The sequence below is a fragment of the Streptomyces sp. NPDC058231 genome (assembly GCF_042882275.1).
Lineage (GTDB): Bacteria > Actinomycetota > Actinomycetes > Streptomycetales > Streptomycetaceae > Streptomyces.
In genome coordinates, this window is record NZ_JBHVWN010000001.1 from 353,450 (window position 1) to 376,303 (window position 22,854).

Annotated in this window: 17 protein-coding genes; 8 read left to right on the top strand and 9 right to left on the bottom strand. The window is 70.5% G+C overall.

Translation table 11 applies throughout. From position 1 onward, the window contains the following. Positions 1–37: 37 nt before the first annotated feature. Both ACFVXE_RS01415 and ACFVXE_RS01420 read right to left on the bottom strand, forming a co-directional pair. Positions 38–721: a response regulator gene (locus ACFVXE_RS01415; RefSeq protein WP_389668013.1), complete on the bottom strand. Its 684-nt coding sequence runs from the start codon at positions 719–721 to the stop codon at positions 38–40. Beyond that, on the bottom strand, positions 721–1,857 hold the full coding sequence (locus tag ACFVXE_RS01420; protein WP_389668015.1) for a sensor histidine kinase: 1,137 nt from the start codon (positions 1,855–1,857) through the stop codon (positions 721–723). The genes ACFVXE_RS01415 and ACFVXE_RS01420 overlap by 1 nt, the downstream gene beginning before the upstream one ends. Positions 1,858–2,025: 168 nt before the next feature. Between ACFVXE_RS01420 and ACFVXE_RS01425 the strand changes: the two genes are divergently transcribed. Together ACFVXE_RS01425 and ACFVXE_RS01430 are read left to right on the top strand one after the other, a co-directional pair. Beyond that, positions 2,026–3,009: a carboxymuconolactone decarboxylase family protein gene (locus tag ACFVXE_RS01425; protein WP_389668017.1), complete on the top strand. Its 984-nt coding sequence runs from the start codon at positions 2,026–2,028 to the stop codon at positions 3,007–3,009. Beyond that, on the top strand, positions 3,006–3,815 hold the full coding sequence (locus tag ACFVXE_RS01430; RefSeq protein ID WP_389668018.1) for a class I SAM-dependent methyltransferase: 810 nt from the start codon (positions 3,006–3,008) through the stop codon (positions 3,813–3,815). The genes ACFVXE_RS01425 and ACFVXE_RS01430 overlap by 4 nt, the downstream gene beginning before the upstream one ends. On the opposite strand, the gene ACFVXE_RS01435 is transcribed toward ACFVXE_RS01430, so the two are convergent. From ACFVXE_RS01435 to ACFVXE_RS01465, 7 genes are all read right to left on the bottom strand, one after another. Continuing rightward, complete coding sequence (locus tag ACFVXE_RS01435; RefSeq protein ID WP_389668020.1) at positions 3,793–5,262, bottom strand: amidase; 1,470 nt, start codon at positions 5,260–5,262, stop codon at positions 3,793–3,795. The two genes, ACFVXE_RS01430 and ACFVXE_RS01435, sit on opposite strands and share 23 nt — an antisense overlap. A 252-nt stretch (positions 5,263–5,514) precedes the next feature. Beyond that, positions 5,515–5,868, bottom strand: coding sequence for a hypothetical protein (locus ACFVXE_RS01440; RefSeq protein ID WP_389668022.1), 354 nt, complete (start codon positions 5,866–5,868; stop codon positions 5,515–5,517). A gap of 159 nt (positions 5,869–6,027) precedes the next feature. Beyond that, positions 6,028–6,414, bottom strand: coding sequence for a hypothetical protein (locus ACFVXE_RS01445; RefSeq protein WP_389668023.1), 387 nt, complete (start codon positions 6,412–6,414; stop codon positions 6,028–6,030). Positions 6,415–6,495: 81 nt separating this feature from the next. Next, positions 6,496–10,512, bottom strand: a complete 4,017-nt coding sequence (locus ACFVXE_RS01450) for an SGNH/GDSL hydrolase family protein (protein WP_389668025.1) — start codon at positions 10,510–10,512, stop codon at positions 6,496–6,498. 706 nt (positions 10,513–11,218) lie between these two features. Beyond that, positions 11,219–11,980, bottom strand: a complete 762-nt coding sequence (locus ACFVXE_RS01455) for a BTAD domain-containing putative transcriptional regulator (RefSeq protein WP_389668027.1) — start codon at positions 11,978–11,980, stop codon at positions 11,219–11,221. A gap of 375 nt (positions 11,981–12,355) precedes the next feature. Next, entirely contained in the window at positions 12,356–13,999 is a 1,644-nt protein-coding gene (locus tag ACFVXE_RS01460; protein ID WP_389668028.1) for a penicillin-binding transpeptidase domain-containing protein, read from the bottom strand. Between the two features lie 285 nt (positions 14,000–14,284). Further along, entirely contained in the window at positions 14,285–15,235 is a 951-nt protein-coding gene (locus tag ACFVXE_RS01465; protein WP_389668030.1) for a hypothetical protein, read from the bottom strand. 804 nt (positions 15,236–16,039) lie between these two features. Between ACFVXE_RS01465 and ACFVXE_RS01470 the strand changes: the two genes are divergently transcribed. The 6 genes from ACFVXE_RS01470 (at position 16,040) to argJ (ending at position 22,773) form a co-directional block, all read left to right on the top strand. Then, the gene (locus ACFVXE_RS01470; protein ID WP_389668032.1) at positions 16,040–17,761 is read left to right on the top strand and encodes a thiamine pyrophosphate-binding protein; all 1,722 of its coding nucleotides are present in this window, start codon (positions 16,040–16,042) and stop codon (positions 17,759–17,761) included. A gap of 2 nt (positions 17,762–17,763) precedes the next feature. Then, on the top strand, positions 17,764–19,296 hold the full coding sequence (locus ACFVXE_RS01475) for an asparagine synthase-related protein (protein WP_389668034.1): 1,533 nt from the start codon (positions 17,764–17,766) through the stop codon (positions 19,294–19,296). Then, the gene (locus ACFVXE_RS01480) at positions 19,293–19,460 is read left to right on the top strand and encodes a hypothetical protein (RefSeq protein WP_389668036.1); all 168 of its coding nucleotides are present in this window, start codon (positions 19,293–19,295) and stop codon (positions 19,458–19,460) included. Before ACFVXE_RS01475 ends, ACFVXE_RS01480 begins: the two co-directional genes overlap by 4 nt. Before the next feature lie 5 nt (positions 19,461–19,465). Next, positions 19,466–20,407: an agmatinase gene (gene speB / locus ACFVXE_RS01485; protein ID WP_389668037.1), complete on the top strand. Its 942-nt coding sequence runs from the start codon at positions 19,466–19,468 to the stop codon at positions 20,405–20,407. Positions 20,408–20,422: 15 nt separating this feature from the next. Further along, complete coding sequence (gene cs1 / locus ACFVXE_RS01490; protein WP_389668039.1) at positions 20,423–21,403, top strand: clavaminate synthase Cs1; 981 nt, start codon at positions 20,423–20,425, stop codon at positions 21,401–21,403. A 188-nt stretch (positions 21,404–21,591) separates the two neighbouring features. Further along, positions 21,592–22,773 (top strand): bifunctional glutamate N-acetyltransferase/amino-acid acetyltransferase ArgJ, encoded by a 1,182-nt coding sequence (gene argJ, locus ACFVXE_RS01495; RefSeq protein WP_389668041.1) that lies wholly within the window; start codon positions 21,592–21,594, stop codon positions 22,771–22,773. The last annotated feature ends 81 nt before the right edge of the window (positions 22,774–22,854 follow it).

The window sequence follows — 22,854 nt, forward strand, 5'->3', positions numbered from 1 at the left end:
CGGGCGGGCCGGCCCCGGAGAAAACCGGCCGTCCCGGTCAAAGGCGCGGATCCCGAGGGGTCACAAGACCCGACTCGTAGGCGAACACCACGAGTTGGGCCCGGTCCCGGGCGCCGAGCTTCGTCATGGCCCGACTGATGTGGGTCTTCGCGGTGAACGGGCTGATCACCATGTGCGCGGCGATCTCCTCGTTGGTCAGGCCCCGGGCGGCGAGTGCGGTCACCTCGCGTTCGCGGCGGGTCAGCGCCTCCAACCCGGGGGCGGTGGCACGGTCGGGCGGCCGGGAGACGAATTCGCCGATCAGGCGCCGGGTGACGGCGGGCGACAGCAAGGCGTCGCCACGGGCCGCGACCCGGATGGCCCGGAGGAGTTCGGCGGGTTCGGTGTCCTTGAGAAGGAAGCCCGCCGCGCCGGCGCGCAGCGCTTCGAAGACGTACTCGTCGAGGCCGTAGTTGGTGAGGATGACGACGTGCACACCGGACAGCCGGGGGTCGGCGGCGATCTCCCGGGTGGCCTCGATACCGGACAGCACGGGCATCTGTACGTCGACGAGAGCGACGTCCGGGGTATGTTCGCGGGCGAGTTCCACCGCGCGGCGTCCGTCCGCGGCCTCCCCGATCACCTCGATGCCGTCCTCGGCATCGAGGAGGGCGCGGAACCCGGCCCGCATCAGTGCCTGGTCGTCGACGATCAGCACCCGGATGGCGTCTTCGCGGTTCATCAGGCGGTTCCCGCCGTCCGCAGGGGCAGTTCGGCGCGTACGAAGAAGCCGCCGCCCGCGCGCGGCGCGGCGTCCAGGGTGCCGTCGAGGGCCGTGACCCGTTCGCGCATACCGGTGAGCCCGGTCCCCTCGGTCACGAAGCCGCCCGGGGCACCCGGACCGTGGTCCTCGACGCTCACGGTCAACGACGTCCTCCCGTAGGCGAGCCGGACGGTCGTACGGGCACGGTCGGCGTGCCGGGCCACGTTGGTGAGGGCCTCCTGCACGATGCGGTACGCGGCCCGGTCGACGTCCGACGGCAGGGGCCGTTCGACGCCGGTGACCGTGACGGCGAGCGCGATGCCCGCGGCACGGGCCCGCTCGGCCAGCTCGTCGATGCGGTCGAGTCCGGTACCCGGCTCGACGACGTCGGTGCGCAGTACCTCCAGGGTCGCCCGCAGTTCCCGCATCGCCTCGCCGCTCGCCTCCTGGATGGCGAGCAGTGCGGGATCCACCCCCGTCCCCCGCTTACGGGCGAGATGCACGGCGACGCCCGCCTGCAGTTTCACGATCGAGATGGAGTGGGTCAGCGAGTCGTGCAGCTCCCGGGCGATCCGCAGCCGCTCCTCCCCGGCCCGGCGCAACGCCGTTTCGTCGCGCGTGCGTTCGGCCTCCAGCGCCCGCTGTTCGGTCTGGTGCAGGTATGCCTGCCAGTTCCTGTCGACGAGTCCGGTGACTCCGGCGCAGAGGAACCAGCCGAGCAGCAGAAGTGTCCGTTCGACGGTTTCCTGCGCCCCCGGTGCCGCCCCGATCAGAGCCGTGAAGTATCCGCAGAGGAACACGGCGCCCGCGGCGACGCCCCACCCGCGGTGCCCGCTGCGCGCCGCCGTGTGCACGGCGGCCAGCACGGGGAACGCCGCCCAGCTGCCCGGGTGCGCGTGCGCGGTGTACCCGAGCATGCAGGCGGTGGTGACGGCGAGGACCGCGCGCGGCGCCCGCCGGTGCTCGGCGAGGGCCAGCGAACCGGCCGCGATCAGCGTCAGGCCGAGTGCGTCCGGGGTGGCGGCGACGCAGGCGGCGGCGAGTACCGCCGCGGCGATCGCGACGGCGAGCGCCGTGTCCAGCAGACGGGTCCGCCGGTCGATGTTCCCCCGCATGAGCCGCACCTTAACTCCGGTGCACGGGCGTGGACATCATCCTGCGAGACGGGGTTCGCGCTACTCCCGGGGCAGTAGTCGAGGCCGTTTCACGTCGTCCGGTCCCACCCTCGACTGCCTCCGGCCGTACGACGACCCGGCGCCGTTCGCCGCGCGAGCATCGTCCCCATGACTGGACCCTTCCGATACACCTCGCCCGAACTGCCCGGATCGGCGGCCGGAGTGGTCGCCGGCGTGTACGAACAACTGGCCACCGACTTCGGCATCGACCGGGCCCCCACCTTCGTCGTCCTGTCCGCTGCGCCGGACCTGCTGGCCGCCGCCTGGGCCCTGCTGCGGGAGTCCCTGCTGACCGGTCAGGCGCCCCGGACCGGGAAGGAGGTGGCGGCGGCCGGGGTGTCACTCGTCAACCGCTGCCCGTTCTGCGTGGCCGCGCACACCATGCTGCTGCACGCCACCGGCGACCACCGGCTGGCCGAGACGATCGCCCGCGGCGACCTGCCCGACGATCCCGGACACCGCAGGCTGCTGGCGTGGGGCAAGGACATGAGCACGCCGCGGCCCTTCCCTGCCGCGCAGGCACCGGAGTACATCGGGACGGCGCTCGCCTTCCACTTCATCAACCGGATCGTGTCGTCGCTGCTGACCGAGGACACGCTGCCCGGCGGCGCCCAGAGGTACCGCCTGGTGCGGAGCGTCGCGGGCCGCTCGCTCGCCCGCACCGTGCGCCGCCGGCTGGTTCCCGGTGAGAGCCTCGCCCTGCTGGAGACGGCAGGCACGGCTCCCGGGTGGGCGGCGGACACCCCGGCCGGCACCGCGTTCGGTGCGCTGCGGGCCGCGGCGCACCGTGGCGCTGAGCTGCTCGGCGACGAGGACTCGGCGCTGGTCCGGGCCTCGGTGGCGGCCTGGGACGGTGTCGCGCCGCTCCCGCTGCACGGCGAGGGGCTGCCGGACCGGGCGGAGCGGCCGGGGGCGCGGCTCGCACTGCTCGCGGCGCGTGCCCCGTACCGGATCACCGACGAGGACGTGGCGGCCTGGAGGGGGCCGTCGGTCACCGATGACCGCCTGGTCCGTCTGATCGCGTTCGGCGCGGTCTGCGCCGTGGAGCGCGTCGAGGCCACCCTGCCCACTCGGACCGAGGAGCACGCATGACCGTCACCGACGCCTGGAACGGACCGATCGGCCGGCACTGGGCCGACCATCCCGAACGGTACGACGCCATGGTGGCCGCCTTCGACGAACCACTGTTCGACGCCGCGGCGATCGGTCCGGAGGACCATGTCGTGGACATCGGCTGCGGCAGCGGAGTCTCGACACGTATCGCCGCCCGCCGCGCCCCCGGCGGACGGGTCACCGGCGTCGATGTCTCGGTGCCGCTCGTCGAACGCGCGAGGGCCCTCACCGATTCGGCCGCATTCCCCTCCGTCACCTACGAGTTGGGGGATGCCCAGGTCCATCCCTTCGAGCCGGACGGCTATGACGTGGCGATCAGCCGGGGCGGCGTGATGTTCTTCGCCGACCACGTCGCGGCGTTCACCAACATCGCGCGCGCCCTGCGGCCCGGCGGCCGGCTGGCCTTCATCTGCCCGCAGCCCGCGTCGCCGGACGGTGCGGAGCGCAAGGCGCTCGGACTGCTGGCCTCGCTGCTGGGACGGGAGCACGCGGCGGAGAACGCGGTGGCCGTGGCCATGGCCTCCCTCTCGGACCCGGAGCGCGTCCGGCAGGTGCTGGACGGGGCGGGATTCGAGGGGATCGGTCTGACGTCCGTGACATCCACGACCTGTTGGGGGCGGGACGCCGCGGACGCGGTGGACTTCTTCGTCTCCCGGACACCGGGACTCACCGTCTCCGACGCCACCCGGGCGGCGATGACGGACGCGCTGCTGCCGTACGAGACGGCGGAGGGTGTGCTGCTCGGAGCGGGGGTGTGGGTGGTCAGCGCCCGCCGTCCGCTCTGACCGGCGGCGCGTCGGAGGTCTGCGGGGCGGGCGGCCGGTGCTCGTACCAGCGCCGGTCGGCCTCCAGCTGGGCCGCGAGGGAGATCAGCAGCTCCTCGCTGCGGGAGGGACCGAGCAGCTGGGCGCCGACGGGAAGCCCCTCCGGGGTGAACCCCGCCGGGACACTGATGCCCGGCCAGCCCAGGACGTTCCACGGCCACGCGTACGGGCATGCCTCGGTGATCGCCACGTCGGTGCGCCAGGCGCTGAGCCCGTCGAAGGTGCCGATCCGGGGCGGTGGCGCGGCGGTCGTCGGGGTGAGGAGCACGTCGTACCGGGCCCCCGCGCGGGAGGTGTGGAAGAACGCGCCGATCCTGCGGTGCTGGCGCACCTCCCGGGCCCGGGCCGCCCGCACCACTCTGCCTCCGAGCCAGGTGCCGGTGCGCAGGGCGCTGCGGGTGCGCGGGTCGAGGAGGGCGGGCTCGGGGTGGAGCGCGGCGAGTTCGGCGATCCCGGCGGTGGCGCGGGGGACGAAGTCGAAACCGATCAGCCCGTAACGGGGCCTGGCCTCCTCGACGTGATGGCCGAGCCGGGCGAGCGCCTCGGCGAGCGCGGCGACGGCCCGTCGTACGTCGGGATGGGGGGCGGTACGGGTCAGGGTGAGCGGCGGCCGCCAGGCGAGGGCGATCCGCAGTCTGCCGGGGTCGCGGCCGGCGGCGGCGGATGCCGCGACGGGCGGGGGGCGGTGCGGATCGTCGGGGTGCGGCCCGGCGACCGCGTCGAGCAGCAGCGCGGCATCGGCGACCGTTCTGGCCAGTGGCCCGTTGACGGTCAGCCCCTGGAAGGCATCGTGGTGGGGGTGGACGGAGATCCGGCCGCGCTGCGGTTTGATGCCGACGAGATGGGTCCAGGCAGCAGGGATCCGGACGGACCCGGCGCCGTCCGAGCCGAGCGCGGCAGGCACCAGCCCGGCGGCGACGGCCGCGGCCGAACCTCCGGACGAGCCACCGGGTGTGTGCCCGGTGTTCCACGGATTGCGGGTGGCACCGAAGGCAGGGCCTTCCGTGAAGGGCCACTGGCCGAGTTCGCAGGAGTTGGTCTTCCCGACGATCACGGCTCCGGCGGCCCGGAGACGGCGGACGACCTCGCCGTCAGCGACGGCCGAGGGCAGGTCGCCGCGGCAGCCGAAGTAGGTGGGCATCCCGGCGACGTCGGTGTCGTCCTTGACGGCCACCGGCACCCCGAGCAGCGGCAGCCGCTCCCCCGCCGCGAGGCGCCGGTCGGCGTCGGCCGCCTCGGCGAGCGCGGGGTCGGCGCGGAGGTGACGGAAGGCGTTGAGAGTGCCCTGGCTGGCCTCGATGCGTGCGAGCGCCGCGGACACCTGCTGCAGCGACGTGGTCCGGCCTTCGGCGAGCTCGCGCGCGCTGTCCGCCAGCCCGGCCGACTCCGTGAACTCTGCTGAGGACATGAGCTGCCGCCTTCCGGAAATCGGTGCGTGTCCGCACTGTCCGCCCGAACGAACTACTGGAGGGTAATCATCTGTGGGCGGTCCACTCAACCGCTCGGCGCCCGTTCGGCCGAACCGGCGGGCCGCGGGATTCCCCGCCGTCCGGGCGACGATCGGGGCCGGCGGGCCCCGGCGGCTTCCGGGCGGGCGGGAACCCCGGACTCGCCGTCGGCCTGTGCACCGGCCCGCTCGCACCGGCCGGGCGGCGCCGTTTCAGGGCTGGACGCTGATCTCGCCGATCCCGGTGCCGATGCCGGCGCAGTGCGCGGTGGACTGGCCGGACCGGCCCGGGTTGAGGGTGACGTGTTCACCGTCCACGTCCGGTGACCAGCCGCAGACCAGATGCACCCAGAAGGTCCGCGCCGTGCTGCCGTTGTTCCGGCACAGGGCGTATCCCGTGTAGTCGTCGACCTCGTGCTTTCCGGTGTCGCAGGAGAGACCGGGCGGAGTGGCTGTGGGGGCCGCGGCGGTGGCGGCCGCCGCCGGTCCCGCGAGTGCCACGGTCATCGCCGCGACGACGGCGCCGCGCAGCACGGCCTTGGACGGACTCCCCGTCGACAGCTTCATAGGTGCTTTTCCCTTTTCACCGGTGACAAATTGATGCCCGGTCACCGTCCCCCACCGTCCGTGACCGAAAACAGGGCAGGGCCTCACCCTGTGTACGCGGGGCTGCGGGCAGGTCCTGCCCGGTGCACCTCCGACGGGCCGTCCGGAACCTCCCGGGTCTCAACCGGGTGTCCTGACCAGGGCCAGCAGGCCGCCGAGAAGGGCGAACAGCGCCAGGAAACCGGCCGTGGCACCGGTGCCGACGGCGGACTCGACCACGTGGCCCCCGACGAATGCCCAGGCCACGGCGCCGCCCAGTACGAACAAGTGGTTTCCCCGCTGCCGCAGCAGGCGCATGCCGGCCCACAGCAGCACCGGCATCAGCAGCAGCCCCGCGGCCGTGGCCAGCAGCGACTCCAGCGAACCGGCGAACATCGTGTCCGGGTCCGCCCGGCTCACGTCCTGCGCCCACTCCCTTCCTGAAGCCCAGACCCGGTAACAGGCGCCGGCGGACACCGCCGAGACGGCGACGCCCGCCGCGCAGCGTGCCAACTTCTGTTTCGCCATACCCTCACTCTTTCGCAGCACGGGAACGGGGGCCTGAGTACGTGTACTCAGGCCCCCTCACCGGTGGGACGGACCCCCGGGTCAATTCCCCTGGAGCGTGTGTTCCAGGCTGTCGGCGTACAGACGTGCACCCGCGATCTTCGGGTGGAAGGACTTCATGGACGGTGCGATGTTGCCCGGCAGCCAGTCCGGGTCCCGGTTGTCCGCCTGTGAATGGCCGGACAGGACGATGCCGTTCACCGTCTCCGGGTCACCGCAGATCGCCTTGCCGGCGAACTCGTCACGCGGGTCGGAGAAGACCGCCTTCGCGCCGTACAGGGTGTTGGCGTCATTGACCGCGCCCTGCATCTCCGTGGCCAGGGTGTCGGCCATCTCGTTCAGCCACGGCGCCTCCTCGGTACCGATGCCCAGAACGCAACTGCCGTCCTTCTCCAGGAGCTTCGGGTAGCCCATCAGCACGATCTTCGCGTTCGGCGCGCGCTTGTGGAGTTCATTGAGCGTGGTGGCGAGGCGCGGCCTGATCTGGTCGTGGAGCCATGTCGGCGCCCACTGGTCCAGATCCCCGGTCCCGCTGCCCGTCTTCTGCCCGTTGTCCGGGTCGACGGCGTCGATGGAGTTGTTGTTGCACACGGTGAGAGCCGTGATGCACTCCTGGACGATGTCGGCGAAGCGGGCGTCGTTACCGCCGATCGACAGAGTGACCAGAGTGGTGTTCTGGTCGAGGTACCCCTGTTCGATCTGCGGCAGCTCACCGTTCTGCCCGTCGCGGAGGATGTTGTAGTGGCGGGCACCGGAACAGGCGACGAACTGGTAGTCCATGTTCGGGTCGCGGTCGTCGGCCATCTGCCCGATCGACTTCGAGGCACCCGGCAGCGTGGCCTGACGGGACCACGCGTACGTCGACCGGTGGCACTTGTCCTCGGTGTCGGGCTGAGACTCGTCGTAGTAGTCGGACTCCGGGTAGTAGTCGTCGCCGCCGCCTTCCGTGGCGGCCTCACCCGAGGAGTACGAGTCACCCATGGCCACGACCTGGTTGGCCGGCTTGCCGCCCAGCGGCTCGAACCCGGCAGCGTCCCAGGCGACGTCCTCCGTGCCCTTGCCGTCCTGTGTCACGTTCGACAGGGACACCGTCGGGGTGCCGGTGAAGTTGAACGCGCCCAGCAGCACCCACATGTTCTGCATCACCCGCTGCGGCTTCACCCGCTTGGCGCTGGTGGAGTTCGTACCGCCCACCGTGTAGACCGCCTGGCGGGTGTGCGCACCGTGGTCCGGCAGATGGACCCAGACGCGCATCCAGCCCCGGTCCGCCGTGCCCAGCGTCCAGGTGCCGGTGGCCTTCAGCCGGCTCGCGTCGGACGATCCCTCCTTGTTGGTGTGCGAGAACCAGAAGTGGTTGTCGTACGCCGCACCGATCTGATGCAGGTCGATCCGGCCCGACGGGCTGCCGAAGGCGAAGTCGAACGTACCCGAGGAGGAGACGGCACCGCACGAGCGGGTCGAAGCCCCGGTCGGAGTGGTGCCGTTGGGCACGTCGTCCACGATCTTCGTTCCGGCGGGCAGGCCGGCCGAACACCGCGGCGGGTACGAAGTGGCGTCCGGCTGCTCCGGATAGGTGTCGTCGAACCGGTGAATCGCATTGCCGCACTGTGCAAGTGACGTGCAGTTCTTCCACGTTGCGGCCTTGGTGAACCAGCATTTCAGGTACAGCGGGTCCGACTCGTTCGGATCACCCGGCAGCAGGCACGGGCCGCCGCCCGTGTCGTTCGTCGCGTCCGTGCTGATCTTCGACGGGTTGCAGTTGTTGCTGCTGTCGCAGAACAGACCGATCGGCGGCTTGGCGGCCGTACGGTCCGTGGCCAGCGTCCACCATGCGGCGCGGTAACCGGGCTCGAAGTCACCGGGCTTGAACATCGCGGAGATCGGGCGCGCCGCCCAGCCGATGACCTTCTCCTCGTACGGCCAGTCCTGGGGGTGCGCGGCGTGGCTGTAGTCGTCACCGCCGGTCGCGCTCTCCAGGAACGGCGTGCGGTTCTCCTTCCACAGCGGGTTCGCCGGGTTGTTCGTCCAGCCCAGGCCCCACTTGCCGGCGTTGATGCCTGCGTCCGACTTCAGGTGGTAGCCGGTGTTGTACGACCACAGTGCGGCGAACCAGTTCTCGATGTACTTCGGGCTGCCGTCGTTCATGATGATTCCGTCGGCGCGGGTCTGGTTCCACTTCTCGACCAGGATGTTCACGCCGGCTGCGATGTTGGCCGCGTAGTCGAGGGCGATGGCTTCCTGCTCCGTCGTCGTCTTCGTCGGCTGGCCCTTGCCCGGCAGCCTCATGCCGTCGGTGACCTGGGTGACGCCGTAACCGCAGTCCGACTTGGACCAGTCGATCGCCCACGGGTCGGTCTGCGAGCCGTCGGAGGAGTACACGACCCCGTAGAAGTTGCCGACCAGCGGGTTCGCCGAGACGCCCGGTACCGCGTACCGGGTGGCCTGCCACATGTTCGACTCCTGCGCGGTGACGCCGAGCATCACCTGCGACGGGATGTGCCAGTCCGCACCGCTGCCGCCGTTCAGCGACTGGAGCGGGAACAGCGACTGCGGCGCGTACGCGGGCATGCCCGTGTTCTTCCAGTTCGCCGCCCTGGTCGCGCCCAAGTTGAGGGTGCCGACGACGGCCTGGTCCACGGCCCACTCGATCTGTCGCGGAGTCGGCTGGAACGCCTGCTTCTTCGGGTCGTTCCGCGGTACCGAGCAGGTGCGGTCGGTGTCGACCGTCGACAGCGTGGTGATGCCGCCCGACGCCGCCCGTGCGGTCAGGGCCGGGCTGGCCGCGGTGGCCGCGCGCTGGGCGCTGTCGCCGCCGAGGGCGTCGCCCGGTAAGGCGTCCAGGACGACCTTCTTGCCGGTGTCCAGGGCCTTCAGCGTGATCCGCGCGGTACGCGGGGAGAGGGAGTCCTGCTGCGTGATCCGGGAATCCTTGCCGTCCGCCCAGGCCGTGGTGACCGCGGCGGCTCCGTGGCTGGAGATCCGGGCGTCCTTGTCGATCCCGCCCGGGTTGCGGACCGCGGCGGGCAGCGTCCCGGTGCTGTCGGCCCGGCCGGTGACGTAGACCGTTCCTCCGGGCGTCCGGGTGAGGTCGAATCCGGACAGTCCGCCCTGCGCGAGCCTGGCGGCCTTCGCCTTGCCGTTCGCTGTGCGCACGGCCGACGCGGTGACGCGTGAGACCGCGGCCCGGTCGTCGGAGGACGACGCGGCCTTGCCGCCCGGGAGACGGTCGATGAACGTGACACCGCCGTCGGCGTCCGGCTTGAGCTGGAACGGAGTGGCATGGGTATGCGCCACCGTCCGCACCTTCGACCCGTTGATGGAGACGATCTGGGCGCCCCGTGCCGCGAGGATCCGGCCGTCGGCGGGGACCGCCGAGGTGACCTCCCCGGCCACCGTCGCCTTCGCGGCCTTCCCCGTGCGGGCGTCGACGGTGACCAGTCGGGTCTGGTTCTTCTTCGACGTCTCCTCGTCGCTGAACTGGGAGAAGACGATGTCCTCGCCCGTCCCGCAGCCCGGGGAGAAGTAGCCGAGGGTGGCCTGGAACGGCAGCTTCCGCACTTCGCCGCTGCCCAGGTCGACGATGGCGGTGAACGCGCCACGGCTCATCAGTTCGGCCTTGTTCGTGAACGTGCGCGGCGCGTACGCCACGGCGGCGAACTTGCCGGACTCGGTCACACAGGCGTTGCCGATCCAGGTGTCGGTGTCGAAGCCGGGTTCGGACAGCGCGGCGGCGGACTTCCACCGGTAGCCGTCCTTCTCGTCGGCCACCATCACGTGGAATCCCGTGGCATCGCCCGACGTGGTGAACGCCTGGTCCGATGAGGACCGGTAGTTCTTGCCCAGTACCGCGGTCCGCTCCTTGGCGGGAACCCAACGGGGCCTGTCGTCCGGCTTCTTCGTGTCCCCGGCCGCCCGCGTGGCCGGCGAGGACCACCCGTTCGCCGCGCCGGGCGGCACCGCGCCCGCGTACGCTTGCGTCGTACCGACTCCGCAGGCCACCGCGAATGCGACGACCGTAGTCAGCGGAACGCGCGCATATCTCACTATGCTGCGTCTCAACTCTCTGCCTTTCTTCCATGATCACGCCCTGATCAGGGCGTGGAACCACACCCGGGCACCGGCCCCCTCGGCCGGGGGAAACCCCGGCGGGATCCGGTTACGGGAGTTCGGACGGCCTCGGCGGGCGGCGGCTTGCGCGTCACCGCTCACGGGTGTCAGCAGGCCTCGGTGCTCCTTGCCCCGGCCTGACTCGTCTGCGCAGGAGCCCGGGGTCACGAGGGTGTCGGCCGTGCTGAAACAGTCCCGCCTTCCCGGGAGTCGTGCCGGACGAGGCCGCCCGGCGCGGCCACCGCGCAGCCGGACAGGTCCGCATCCGGACCCGTCTTCCGCTGGGCCGTGTGGTGCCTTCGACGCCCCATGATGGGAAGGGCCTCTCTCGGCGCTCTATCCGCGGTGTCTCCCGCTCGCCGGCGTCCGGGCCGGGGAGACGGCGCCGCACGCCGGAGCGCTCACGCCACGCGCCGGGCGGCCTGCCGTGAGCGGTTCAGGGCATGCCGACGGGGCGCCGGACCGAGGAAGGAGTGGCCGGGCGCAAGAAGGAGAAAGGGGGGCGGGCCGGCACCCGGGCCGGGCAACCGCCCTGGCCGGCCGGGCAGTGCCGAGGGACGGCGCGGTTCCGGCGGCGACGGCCGCCGGCCGGAACCGGTCGTCCGCCGCGTCTTCCCACCTGCGCGACGGGCGGCCGCACACATGTATCAGGCAACCGTCAGTACGAATTCAGGATCTTTTCGTCCTGTTGCAGCACAGCTTGCATCACCCGGCGTAACTTCTCCCCGGGGGCGATTCCGATTTGTTCCCGCAGGAGCCCCTTGGCCCGGTGGAAGGCCTGAATGGCATCGGCCTGCCGGCCCACCGCGTAGTAGGCGCGCATCAGTCCCACATACAGGTCCTCGCGCAGCGGCTCCTGCTCGGTGAGCTCGGTCAGCCGGGCTATCGCGTCGTCGAACCTGCCCAGCTCTATGTCGATCAGCGCGCGAAGTTCCACAGCGGCCATTCGCTCCCGGTCAAGAGCGCCCGCGCGAAGCCGCAGCCGACTGGAGGTCACTCCGGCCATCGTCGAGCCGCGCCACATTCCGAGCGCGGTGTCCAGTTCGTCGGCCGCGCCCCTGAAGTCCCTCCTGCCGAACAGACTCCGGACGTGCTGGATGGTCTCCCTCATGGCGAAGACATCCACGTCGCAGGGGGACACCAGGAGCTGGTAGCCGAGGTCGTGGGAGGTGAGCACCTCGCACGCGGCGCCCGCCTGCCTCAAGGCCCCCCGGATCATCCAGACCGAGGTCTGCAGCTGACCCGAGACGGTGCGCGGCGGTTCGCCGTCCCAGGACTCCTCGATGAGGATCTCCTTGGAGACGACCTGCCCGGGCCGCAGTGCGAGCGTGGCCAGGAACCTCAGTTGCCGCTGCCCGCGTACCAGGACTCGGCTGTCACCGTTCATCAGGGCCACCGGACCGAGAAGTTGGACACTCATACGGCTGGCACTGTTCATGGCATCCCCCAAATCAACGGAATATGTCGAGAATGGGGGAACGCGAAACTGATACACATTCCCCGGATGCCCGATCAGGAACCTCAGTACCCTGCCGGGCTGTCAGCTATCCGTGACCACTGCATTTTATATCACATCTTGATGTCCGAACGGGCCATAATCCCACACCCCTCAATGAGTTCACACCGGATGAACAAAGAGTGGACATCTTGCGGAAAATATCCATGCCCACGAAAAGTCGCTTTCCATTCAATTCCTCTCAGGGTGGGCCACATCCGCTGACAACGTTGGCAGGGGGTACTCACCCGGACACCCCCGGACCGCTTCTCCGGGGGCGCCGGCCCGGCACGCCGTCAATCACCGCAGGCCCTTGAGGAACTTCGCCGCGATCGGCCCCGCGTCAGAGCCGCCGGAACCGCCGTCCTCCAGGAGCACCGACCACGCGAGGTTCCGGTCTCCCTGGTAGCCGATCATCCAGGCATGGGTACGCGGAGGTCTGGCGCTGCCGAACTCCGCGGTACCGGTCTTCGCGTGCGGCTCACCCGGCAGGTCCTTCAACGCCCAGCCGGCCCCGTACGTCACCGTCGCGCGCATCATCTCGCGCAGGCTGCCCACCACCGTCCGGTCCAGGTCCGCCGGCGCCCGGTAGGTCTTCTTCACCGCGTCGGGCACCAGAACGGGCTGGTGGAACGTCCCCTGCTTGACCGTCGCCGCGATGGACGCCATCACCAGGGGCGAGACCTGGACCCTGGCCTGGCCGATCACCGACGCGGCCTTGTCGTTGTCACTGTTGTTGACCGGCACGCTCCCGTCGTACGTGACGGCCCCCACGTCCCAGGTGCCTCCGATACCGAAGGCCCGCGCCGCGTCGTGCAGCGAGGTGTCGGACAGTTTGCCGCGCGCCCCGACGAAGAAGGTGTTGCAGGACTTGGCGAAGGAGTCCCTGAAGGTCGATCCGGGCGCCAGCACGAACTGGTTCTGGTTCTCGAAGCGCTGGCCGTCGACGTAGGCGAACTTGGGACAGTCGCCCACATCCGTCGGCCGCATCCCCTGCTTCAGCAGGGCCGCCGCGGTGACGACCTTGAACGTGGAACCCGGCGGATACCTCCCTTCCAGCGCACGGTTCATCCCACCGGGGCGGTTGGCCGCGGCGAGGATGTGCCCGTCCCGGGGGTCGACGGCCACGATCGCCGCGTTCTTCCGCACACCGGACAGCGCCTCGGCCGCCGCCTGCTGGACGTCCGGATCGATCGTCGTCCTCACGGGCTCGGCCTCGTCAGCCTCCGTCCCGCTGAGTGGCTTCACGACACCCCCGGACTGCCGGTCCGCGACCACCACGGCCTTGCTCGCCGGACTCCCGCCGGAGAGCTGCTTGTCGTAGCGCGCCTCAAGGCCGGAGACGCCCTTGCCGGTGCTCTCGTCGACGGTCCCGACGAGCGAGGGGGCCTGAAGTACTTCGCCGTTCCGGTCGAGGACCCGGGCGCGGGTCTCCTGCGACTTCAGAGCGAGCGTCTGTCCCGGCACCATCGCCGGGTGGATCACCGGGGTGCTGAACACCACAGCCCACTTGCCGGACCTGTTCCGCACGTCCGCCCCGGACTTCCAGCCGTAGGCGCCCACGCCGGGAATCTCCATGCGCACCGTGAAAGGGAAGCGGACATCTCCCTCCGAGCGCTTCTTCCCCTCGCCCGGTTCGATCTCCGTCTTCGACGGCTTCAGATTCGTCATGACCGACCCGACGAGGGACTCCGCCTTGTCCGGGGTATCCGTGTACGCTCCCGCGCCCGACGCGTCCCCTGCCTTCCAGGCATCCAGGAACTTCACCAACACGGCCTGGGCTTCGCCGATCCGGGGGTCGGGCCCGTTCCCGCCGGACAACCTGCTGTAGCCCAGCCAACCACCGCCGGCGAGTACAGCGCCTGCCGTGACCACGACGACACCCCGCATCCCGCGCCGGGGACGGTGCCCGCCGTACCGGTGGTAGTCATCGCTCGTGTTCATGGAGTCACCATAGGAATCAACGCTCTCCAACTTCTCCCCGATGGCCGATCCGAGACGGATGGGAGGGTGGAGGGAAAAGGCGCTCTGACTGGTAAGCATCGGTGCGCACATCACCGTAAGTCGGAAATCGGCAGGCGTAATTCGGACCCTTCATGACGCCTGGTGCCGACACCTTCCCATTCCCCGGCGCTCCCGGCGGCCGGCACGAAGGCGATGCGGTCCCTCTCTCCGCATCGCGCCGGACGCAACAGGAATGGCTGAAGTCGATCGGTTCAACTACCATCTTCAGACGGGCAGTTCCCACAGATACCGAGTGCCGACCGATCGGAACCCGAACTCCTCGTTGACCCGGCGCAGATGTACGTCGTCCGCGTCGTACCAGACGTCGAGCGTACGGAAGGCCGCCTCGGAGGCCCGGACCGAGGCGAGGTTGTACGCCCGGACCAGACGCTCGAACCCCAGGAGCCGATGCGCGGGGTCCACGACGGTGACCGCCTGCAGACCGTGCTCGGAGTCACTGGACGTCATGGACACCGCGGACCACGCCACCAGCCGGCTGGTGGGCACATGCCATATGCCTGCCTGATAGGCCCGCCTGCCGCGGGCGATCCGCATCTGCTCGAGGCCCCGGACCCGGAGCACCGACGCGGTCCTGGGCGTGCGGCCGACGCCACCTGCGGGAACCTCCGGCGACAGGGTGGCGTCCAGCCGCGCGGCTTCGGCCAGCAGTCCTTCCGGTACTGCGTTCCCCCAGAAACACATGGTGAAGTCCGCCGGAACCGCTGCCGGCGGCGGGGCCAGCCGCACATCGAGGCGGTGGTGATCGAACAGCATCGCGGGACGCGCGCCGATGATGCGGGCCAGATGATGCGCGGGCAGCAGGCCGCTGTCCGTGCCGGCCTCCGCGGCGAACAGCACGCGCCGGCGGTCCCTGAGCCTGGCACGAGCCCAGGCGAACTCGGTGACCCGTCTGCCGATGCCCATCCGGCGCAGGTCCGGCCGGACGGCCAGATGAGGGACGGAGACCGTCGAGGCCTCCTCCTCCATCGGGAACTCCAGGCGCAGCGTGGCGACCGGGTGACTGACTCCGCGACTGGAGGAGACCAGCCACTCCTCCACCTCGGTGGCAGGTGGCGCGACGGCCAGTGAACCCACCAGGTCCGTACGGCACGGGACCGGCAGATGAGGGGTGTCCGCCTCCGCGGCCACGGTTCGCAGGGCGAACAGGGAGTCCACGAGTCTCCCGTCACCGGGACCGACTTGGACGTAACTCAGGTTCACGTGTGCTCATCTCCCAAGCCCGGCGGTCTGTATGCCATACGGACCGGGGGCGTCATCGACGTGGACGTGGGCCGGTCCGGATCACCGAGGCCGGTAAGGCTCCGGGCGTTCGCCCCACCGTCGGGTTCCGTTCGCCCGGGGCACGGTTGACCGACCGCCCGTGAAGAACATGGCGGGCTGCTGAGGACGGGGTGGGATCACACCGCAACATCCACCGCGGCGTCCTCGGCCCTGGCCCACAAGTTAACGAGAATCCCGGCGGGCATGCGGGCGTTCGGCTTGAATTTGCTCTGCCTGAGGGCGAGTGCAGGCGTGAATTCGACGGGTGGGCGCGGCCGGGGGACGGGCTGATGCCGACCGCCGCGAAACGGCGGGGCACACCGGGGTCCGGCGGCCCGCGCCCTCGGGGCCCGGCTGCCCGCACCGCGGCGGGCGGCACGGCCCCGCTGCCGGAAGCGCTGGTGGCGGCGTGGAAGTGTCCGGAGGCGAGGCGGTCCACCGGGCGCGCGGGTCGCTCTCCGGTGGCGCCGGCATCCGCTCGTACGGCCGGAAGGAGGCGTCGGACGGCACGTCCTGGACGCGTTCCCCTCCGGCGTTGCTGCCATACATCCACCGCTGGTGAAGGTCCCGGGGGAGCTTCACCCCCACCCGTCTCGCGGCCCTCTCGGCCCGCTCCCCGATAGGCGTGCGAGAGCAGCACAAGAGTCGGTCGCGTCACGGTGTGCCGGTCCCCATCCCCCGCTGAACGACTGGAGCACCATGTCTCGCGTTTCCACCGAACCCAGCAACAAGCCCACCGCCGCGCACGCGCTGCTGAAGCGGCTGCGCGAACACGGAGTGGACACGGTGTTCGGCGTGGTCGGCCGTGAGGCCGCGTCGATCCTGTTCGACGAGGTCGAGGGCATCGACTTCGTTCTCACCCGGCACGAGTTCACGGCCGGCGTCGCCGCCGACGTCCTCGCCCGTATCACCGGCCGGCCCCAGGCCTGCTGGGCCACGCTCGGCCCCGGTCTGACCAACCTCTCCACCGGCATCGCGACCTCCGTGCTCGACCGCTCCCCCGTCATCGCGCTGGCCGCCCAGTCCGAGTCGCACGACATCTTCCCCAACGACACCCACCAGTGCCTGGACCTGGTGTCGATCGTCAAGCCGATGACCAAGTACGCCGTCGAGCTGCAGCGGCCGCACGAGATCACGGACCTGGTCGACTCCGCGGTGACCGCGGCCATGACCGAGCCGGTCGGCCCGTCCTTCATCTCGCTCCCGGTCGACCTGCTCGGCTCCGCGGAGGGCATCGACCTGGACCGGCCGCAGCCGCCGGCCCTCACCCCGGCCAAGCCGACCGGTGCGGTCGCCGACGGCTGGCACACGGCTGCCGCCAGGGCCGTGACGATGCTGCGCGACGCCGAACACCCGGTGCTGGTGGTCGGCGCCGCTGCCATCCGGTCCGGTGCCGTTCCCGCGATCCGGGCCCTCGCGGAGCGGCTGAACATCCCCGTCATCACCACGTACATCGCCAAGGGCGTCCTGCCGCACGGCCACGAACTGAACTACGGCGCGGTCACCGGTTACATGGACGGCATCCTCGGTTTCCCCGCCCTGGAGACCCTGTTCGGTCCGGCCGACCTCATCGTCACGCTCGGGTACGACTACGCCGAGGATCTGCGTCCCTCCATGTGGGAGCGCGGCGGCGAGAAGCGGACCGTGCGGGTCTCCCCCACCGTCAACCCCGTCCCGCGGGTCTACCGCCCCACCCTCGACGTGGTCACCGACGTCCTGGCCTTCGTCAACCACCTGGACAAGGCCACGACCGGCCTGAGCGCCAAGGAGAGACACGACATCACCCCGCTGCGGGAGCGGATCGCGGAGTTCCTCTCGGACCCGGAGCAGTACGAGGACGGCATGCGCGTCCACCAGGTCATCCACTCGATGAACACCGTCATGGCCGAGACCGCGAACGCCGCCGAGGGCACGATCGTGTCCGACATCGGCTTCTTCCGGCACTACGGGGTGCTGTTCGCCCGCGCCGACCAGCCGTTCGGCTTCCTCACCTCGGCCGGCTGCTCCAGCTTCGGCTACGGCATCCCGGCCGCGATCGGCGCCCAGATGGCACGTCCCGGCCAGCCCACGTTCCTGATCGCGGGTGACGGCGGCTTCCACTCCAACAGCGCCGACCTGGAGACGATCGCCCGGCTCAACCTGCCGATCGTCACCGTGGTCGTCAACAACGACACCAACGGTCTGATCGAGCTGTACCAGAACCTCGGCCATCACCGTACCCACGACCCGGCGGTCAAGTTCACCGGCGTCGACTTCGTGGGCCTCGCCGAGGCGAACGGGGTCGAGGCCTCGCGCGCCACGTCCCGCGAGGAGCTGCTCGCGGCGCTGCGCAAGGGAGCCGAGCTCGGCCGCCCGTATCTGATCGAGGTCCCGGTGAACTACGACTTCCAGCCGGGCGGGTTCGGAGCACTGAGTATCTGACCATGGAGCTGCGGGCCTTCCCTGCCGCCTTCGGATTTCTGGCCGTCGCCTGCTCGGGTGACGGCCAGAGCCCCAAGGCCGCCTTCGCCACCAGCGGGACGCACTCGCTGGTCCAGGAGCAGTTGCGGCAGCAGAACGACGCCGTACTGCTCGTCCACCCCCCCGGTCTGCCGGCCGACCGGGCCCACGCCCGGGACCAGGACACCTTCGTCGTGCTGGCCGGTGAGATCTACAACCATGAGGAACTGCTCGGGCTGCTGCCCGACGGGGCCGAACCGTCCGGTGACGCCGAGCTGGTGCTGAAACTGCTCGGCCGGTACGGCCATCACGCCTTCAGGCTGATCAACGGCCGGTTCGCCGCGATGGTCGGCACCGGCCGGCAGGTCCTGCTCGCCACCGACCATGCCGGGTCCGTACCGCTGTACGTACGTCCCTCGCCCGGCGAGGTGTCGGCGGCGACCGAGGCCAAGGCGCTCGCCCCGCACGGCCGTCCGCAGGGCACTCCGATCCCGGGTGCCCAGCGCGTCCGGCGGGTTCCCGGTGCGTTCCAGGTGCCCGCGGGCACCGTGCTGGAGATCGACCTTCCGTCGGGAACCGCCCGGTCCCACCCCACCTGGACCCCTCCGCTGCACCGGCGGATCATGAGCGAGGACGACGCGGTGGGCGCCGTGCGTGAGGCGCTGGAGCGGGCCGTACGCACGCGGATCGCGCCGGGGTCCACGCCGTTCGTCGTACTCTCCGGAGGCATCGACTCCTCCGGGGTCGCCGCCCTCGCACACCGGTCCGCCGGTGCGCTGAGGTCGGTGTCGATGGGCACGGACGTGTCCGACGAGTTCGACAAGGCGAGGATCGTCGCGGATCACCTGGGCTCCGCCCACCAGGAGATCACCATCCACAGTTCGGAGCTGCTGGCCCAGCTCCCGCACACGGTCTGGGCATCCGAATCGCTGGACCCGGAGATCATCGAGTACCTGCTGCCGCTCACCGCGCTCTACCGCGTGCTGGACGGTCCGCGACAGCGGATCCTGACCGGGTACGGGGCGGACATCCCGCTGGCGGGCATGCACCGCGAGGACCGGCTGCCGAGTCTGGACACCGCCGTGGTGGGCGACATGAGCACGTTCGACGGGCTCAACGAGATGTCTCCGGTGCTCTCCGGAATCAGCGGCCACTGGTCCACACACCCCTACTGGGACCGCGAGGTGCTGGATCTGCTGGTCTCGCTGGAAGCGGGGCTCAAGTACCGCTACCGCAGGGACAAATGGGTGCTCCGGGCGGCCATGGGCGACGTGCTGCCGCGCGAGACGGTCACCCGTCCCAAGCTCGGCGTGCACGAAGGGTCCGGCACCACGTCGTCCTTCTCCCGGCTCCTGGCCGAGCACGGTGTTCCCGAACAGCACCTGGGCCGGGCCAAGCGGCGGGTGGTGGAAGAGCTGTTCGACAGGACCGTTGTGGCGGGCGTGCACCCGGACGAGACCGACACCGGCGAGGTGGTGCGGCAGGTGGCCGCCGGCCTGCGGAAGGAGGGGGCTTGATCCCGTACCGGGCCCTGTCCGTCACGGAGCGTCCGGGCGCACCGGCCGTTCCTCCCGGCGGCCACCGGGCCGCTCACCGCCCGGCACCCACCGTGGTCCCGGGCGCCGGGCGCACCGGCCCGGAGCCCGCTTGCCTCATCATCGACACCGCGGAGAAGGGCTGAGTTACGTGGAACGCATCGACTCGCACATCTCGCCGCGCTATGCGCAGATTCCCACCTTCATGCGGCTGCCCCTCGACATCGAGCCGCACGGCAACGACGTCGTCGTCATCGGGGCTCCCTACGACGGCGGGACGAGCTACCGCCCGGGCGCGCGGTTCGGCCCGCGGGCCATCCGCAACGAGTCCGGTCTCATTCACGGGGTCGGCATCGACCGCGGCCCCGGCACCTTCGACCTCATCAAGTGCGTGGACGGCGGCGACATCGATCTGACGCCGTTCAACATGCACATCGCGATGGAGACCGCCCAGCGCCGGCTGACCGACCTGCTGGACGACAACTCCGCCTTCCTGATGCTCGGCGGCGACCACTCGCTCACCCTCGCGGCGCTGCGTGCCGTCGCGCAGCGGCACGGGCCGGTCGCCGTGCTGCATCTGGACGCGCACTCCGACACCAACCCCGCTTTCTACGGTGGTGAGTTCCACCACGGAACGCCGTTCAGGCACGGCATCGACGAGAAGCTCATCAACCCTTCGGCGATGGTGCAGATCGGTATCCGGGGTCACAACCCGAAGCCGGACTCGCTCGACTACGCGCGCGGCCACGGGGTGCGGATCGTCACCGCCGACGAGTTCGCCGAGCTCGGCACCGCCGGTGTCTCCCGGCTCGTCCGGGAGCGCGTCGGCGGTCTTCCCGTCTACGTCTCGGTCGACATCGACGTCCTCGACCCCGCGTTCGCTCCCGGCACCGGCACCCCCGCCCCCGGCGGGCTGACCTCACGGGAAGTCCTGTCTCTGTTGCGCTGCATCGGGGATCTGAACCCGGTCGGCTTCGACGTCATGGAGGTCTCCCCCCTCTACGACCACGGCGGCATCACTTCGGTCCTGGCCACCGAGATCGGCGCGGAGCTCCTCTACCAGTACGCCAAGGCACACCACACAGAGAAGTGAAGGAGACACCGCACCATGACCAGTCCGGTTCTCGACTGCACCTCGTTCCACGAGGAGTTACGGGCACTCGCCGCCGAACTCCCGAAGGTTCCGCGCGCCGATCTCCACGGTTTCCTCGACACGGCGAAGGAGGTCTCCGCACGGCTGCCCGGAGACATCGCCGAGGCGCTCGACCGGTTCAACACCCACGGAAACGAGGACGGTTATCTGCTGCTGCGCGGCCTGCCGGTCGAGCCCGACGAGCAGCTGCCCTCCACCCCCACCAGCACCCCGGCCCCCACCGACCGGGAACTGCTGACCATGGAGGCCATGCTCGCGCTCGCGGGCCGCCGCCTCGGGCTGCACACCGGATACCAGGAGCTGCGGTCCGGCTCCGTGTACCACGACGTATATCCCTCTCCCGGAGCCCACCACCTGTCGTCGGAGACCTCCGAGACTCTGCTGGAGTTCCACACGGAGATGGCGTACCACGTCCTGCAGCCGAACTACGTGATGCTCGCCTGCTCCCGCGCCGACCACGAGCGCAGGGCGGCGACGCTGGTCGGCTCGGTGCGCAAGGCGTTGCCGCTGCTGTCCGACCGGACGAGGGCTCATCTCTACGAGCGCCGGATGCCGTGCTGCGTCGACGTCGCGTTCCGAGGCGGTGTCGAGGATCCCGGCGCAATCGCCCGTGTGAAGCCGCTGTACGGCGACGGCGGCGACCCGCTGCTCGGCTACGACCGTGAGCTCCTGGCACCCGAGGAGCCCGCCGACAAGGAGGCCGTCGCCGCGCTCTCGGACGCGCTGGACGAGGTGACGGAGGCCGTTCACCTCGTCCCGGGAGATGTTCTGATCATTGACAACTTCCGTACCACGCATGCCCGGACGCCGTTCTCGCCCCGGTGGGACGGCCACGACCGCTGGCTGCACCGGGTCTACATCCGTACCGACCGGTTCGGTCAGCTGTCCGGCGGTGAGCGGGCCGGCGACGTGATCGCGTTCTCGCCCCGCCGGTAGCCGTCAGGCCCCCGCCCCTCCCGTCGGCCGGGACCCGCGCCCGCCCGCGTGGGTCCCGGCCGCGCCTCCGCCGACAGCGTGACGACTGCCCTACGATTCCCCAGACACGCGTGTGGATTCCCGGCCTGCCTGCGGAAGGCCCGCCGGCGACGGACGGAATCCGGCGACGAGACAGGAGAGCTCCAGCAATGGCCGAAGCCACCCCCTCATACCCGCAGGGCTTTGTCGTTCACACCGCGCCGGTCGGCCTGTCCGACGACGGCCGGGACGACTTCACCGTGCTGGCCTCGACGGTGCCCGCCACCGTCAGCGCCGTGTTCACCCGCTCGCGGTTCGTCGGGCCCAGTGTCACTCTGAGCCGGGAGGCGGCGGCCGACGGACGGGCACGCGGGGTCGCGGTCCTGGCCCGCAACGCCAACGTCGCCACCGGGGCCGAGGGCACACGCAACGCCCTCGAGGTCCGCGACGCCGTGGCGGACGCGATCGGCATCCCCGCCGGTGAACTCCTCATCGCCTCCACCGGGGTGATCGGCCGTCAGTACCCGATGGAGAGCATCCGCGACCACCTCAAGACCCTGTCGTGGCCGTTCCCGGACGGAGGGTTCGACCGCGCGTCCCGGGCGATCATGACCACCGACACCCGTCCGAAGGAGATCCGTCTGCGCTGCGGCCGGGCAACCCTCGTCGGGATCGCCAAGGGCGTCGGCATGATCGAACCGGACATGGCGACCCTGCTGACCTTCTTCGCGACCGATGCCCGGCTCGATCCGGCCGAACAGGACGCGATCTTCCGGCGGGTCATGGACCGCACCTTCAACGCGGTGAGCATCGACACCGACACCTCCACCAGTGACACGGCCGCCCTCTTCAGCAACGGCCTGGCCGGCGACGTGGATCCCGCGGAGTTCGAAGAGGTCCTGCACGAAGCCGCGTTGTCGCTCGTCAAGGCCATCGCGAGCGACGGCGAAGGTGCGAGCAAGCTCATCGAGGTCCAGGTGACGGGCGCCCGGGACACGGCCCAGGCCAAGCGGGTCGGGAAGGTGGTCGTCAACTCACCACTGGTGAAGACCGCCGTGCACGGCTGCGACCCCAACTGGGGACGGGTCGCCATGGCGATCGGCAAGTGCTCCGACGACCACGACATCGACCAGGACGCGGTCGCCATCCGCTTCGGCGAGGTGGCGGTCTACCCGCCGCGGTCCGAGGACAGCGCGGACGACACCGCTCTGCGCGCATCGGTCGCCGAGCACCTGCGCGGCGACGAAGTGGTCATCGGCATCGACCTCGGCATCGCCGACGGGCAGTTCACCGTCTACGGCTGTGACCTGACCGAGGGCTATGTCCGGCTGAACTCGGAGTACACGACCTGACCCGTGGCCGAAGTCCGACACCCCTCCGGATGCGTTCCGTAGTATTCCGTCCACGGAACGTCACGTACGGAGGGGTGTGCG

Bases quoted from the DNA above. Each gene is read 5' to 3' on its own strand.
- ACFVXE_RS01445 (WP_389668023.1), bottom strand. From the start codon at position 6,414: ATGGCGAAACAGAAGTTGGCACGCTGCGCGGCGGGCGTCGCCGTCTCG.
- argJ (WP_389668041.1), top strand. From the start codon at position 21,592: ATGGCCGAAGCCACCCCCTCATACCCGCAGGGCTTTGTCGTTCACACC.
- cs1 (WP_389668039.1), top strand. From the start codon at position 20,423: ATGACCAGTCCGGTTCTCGACTGCACCTCGTTCCACGAGGAGTTACGG.
- ACFVXE_RS01440 (WP_389668022.1), bottom strand. From the start codon at position 5,868: ATGAAGCTGTCGACGGGGAGTCCGTCCAAGGCCGTGCTGCGCGGCGCC.
- ACFVXE_RS01470 (WP_389668032.1), top strand. From the start codon at position 16,040: ATGTCTCGCGTTTCCACCGAACCCAGCAACAAGCCCACCGCCGCGCAC.
- ACFVXE_RS01435 (WP_389668020.1), bottom strand. From the start codon at position 5,262: ATGTCCTCAGCAGAGTTCACGGAGTCGGCCGGGCTGGCGGACAGCGCG.
- ACFVXE_RS01460 (WP_389668028.1), bottom strand. From the start codon at position 13,999: ATGAACACGAGCGATGACTACCACCGGTACGGCGGGCACCGTCCCCGG.
- ACFVXE_RS01415 (WP_389668013.1), bottom strand. From the start codon at position 721: ATGAACCGCGAAGACGCCATCCGGGTGCTGATCGTCGACGACCAGGCA.
- ACFVXE_RS01475 (WP_389668034.1), top strand. From the start codon at position 17,764: ATGGAGCTGCGGGCCTTCCCTGCCGCCTTCGGATTTCTGGCCGTCGCC.
- ACFVXE_RS01420 (WP_389668015.1), bottom strand. From the start codon at position 1,857: ATGCGGGGGAACATCGACCGGCGGACCCGTCTGCTGGACACGGCGCTC.
- ACFVXE_RS01425 (WP_389668017.1), top strand. From the start codon at position 2,026: ATGACTGGACCCTTCCGATACACCTCGCCCGAACTGCCCGGATCGGCG.
- ACFVXE_RS01430 (WP_389668018.1), top strand. From the start codon at position 3,006: ATGACCGTCACCGACGCCTGGAACGGACCGATCGGCCGGCACTGGGCC.
- ACFVXE_RS01455 (WP_389668027.1), bottom strand. From the start codon at position 11,980: ATGAGTGTCCAACTTCTCGGTCCGGTGGCCCTGATGAACGGTGACAGC.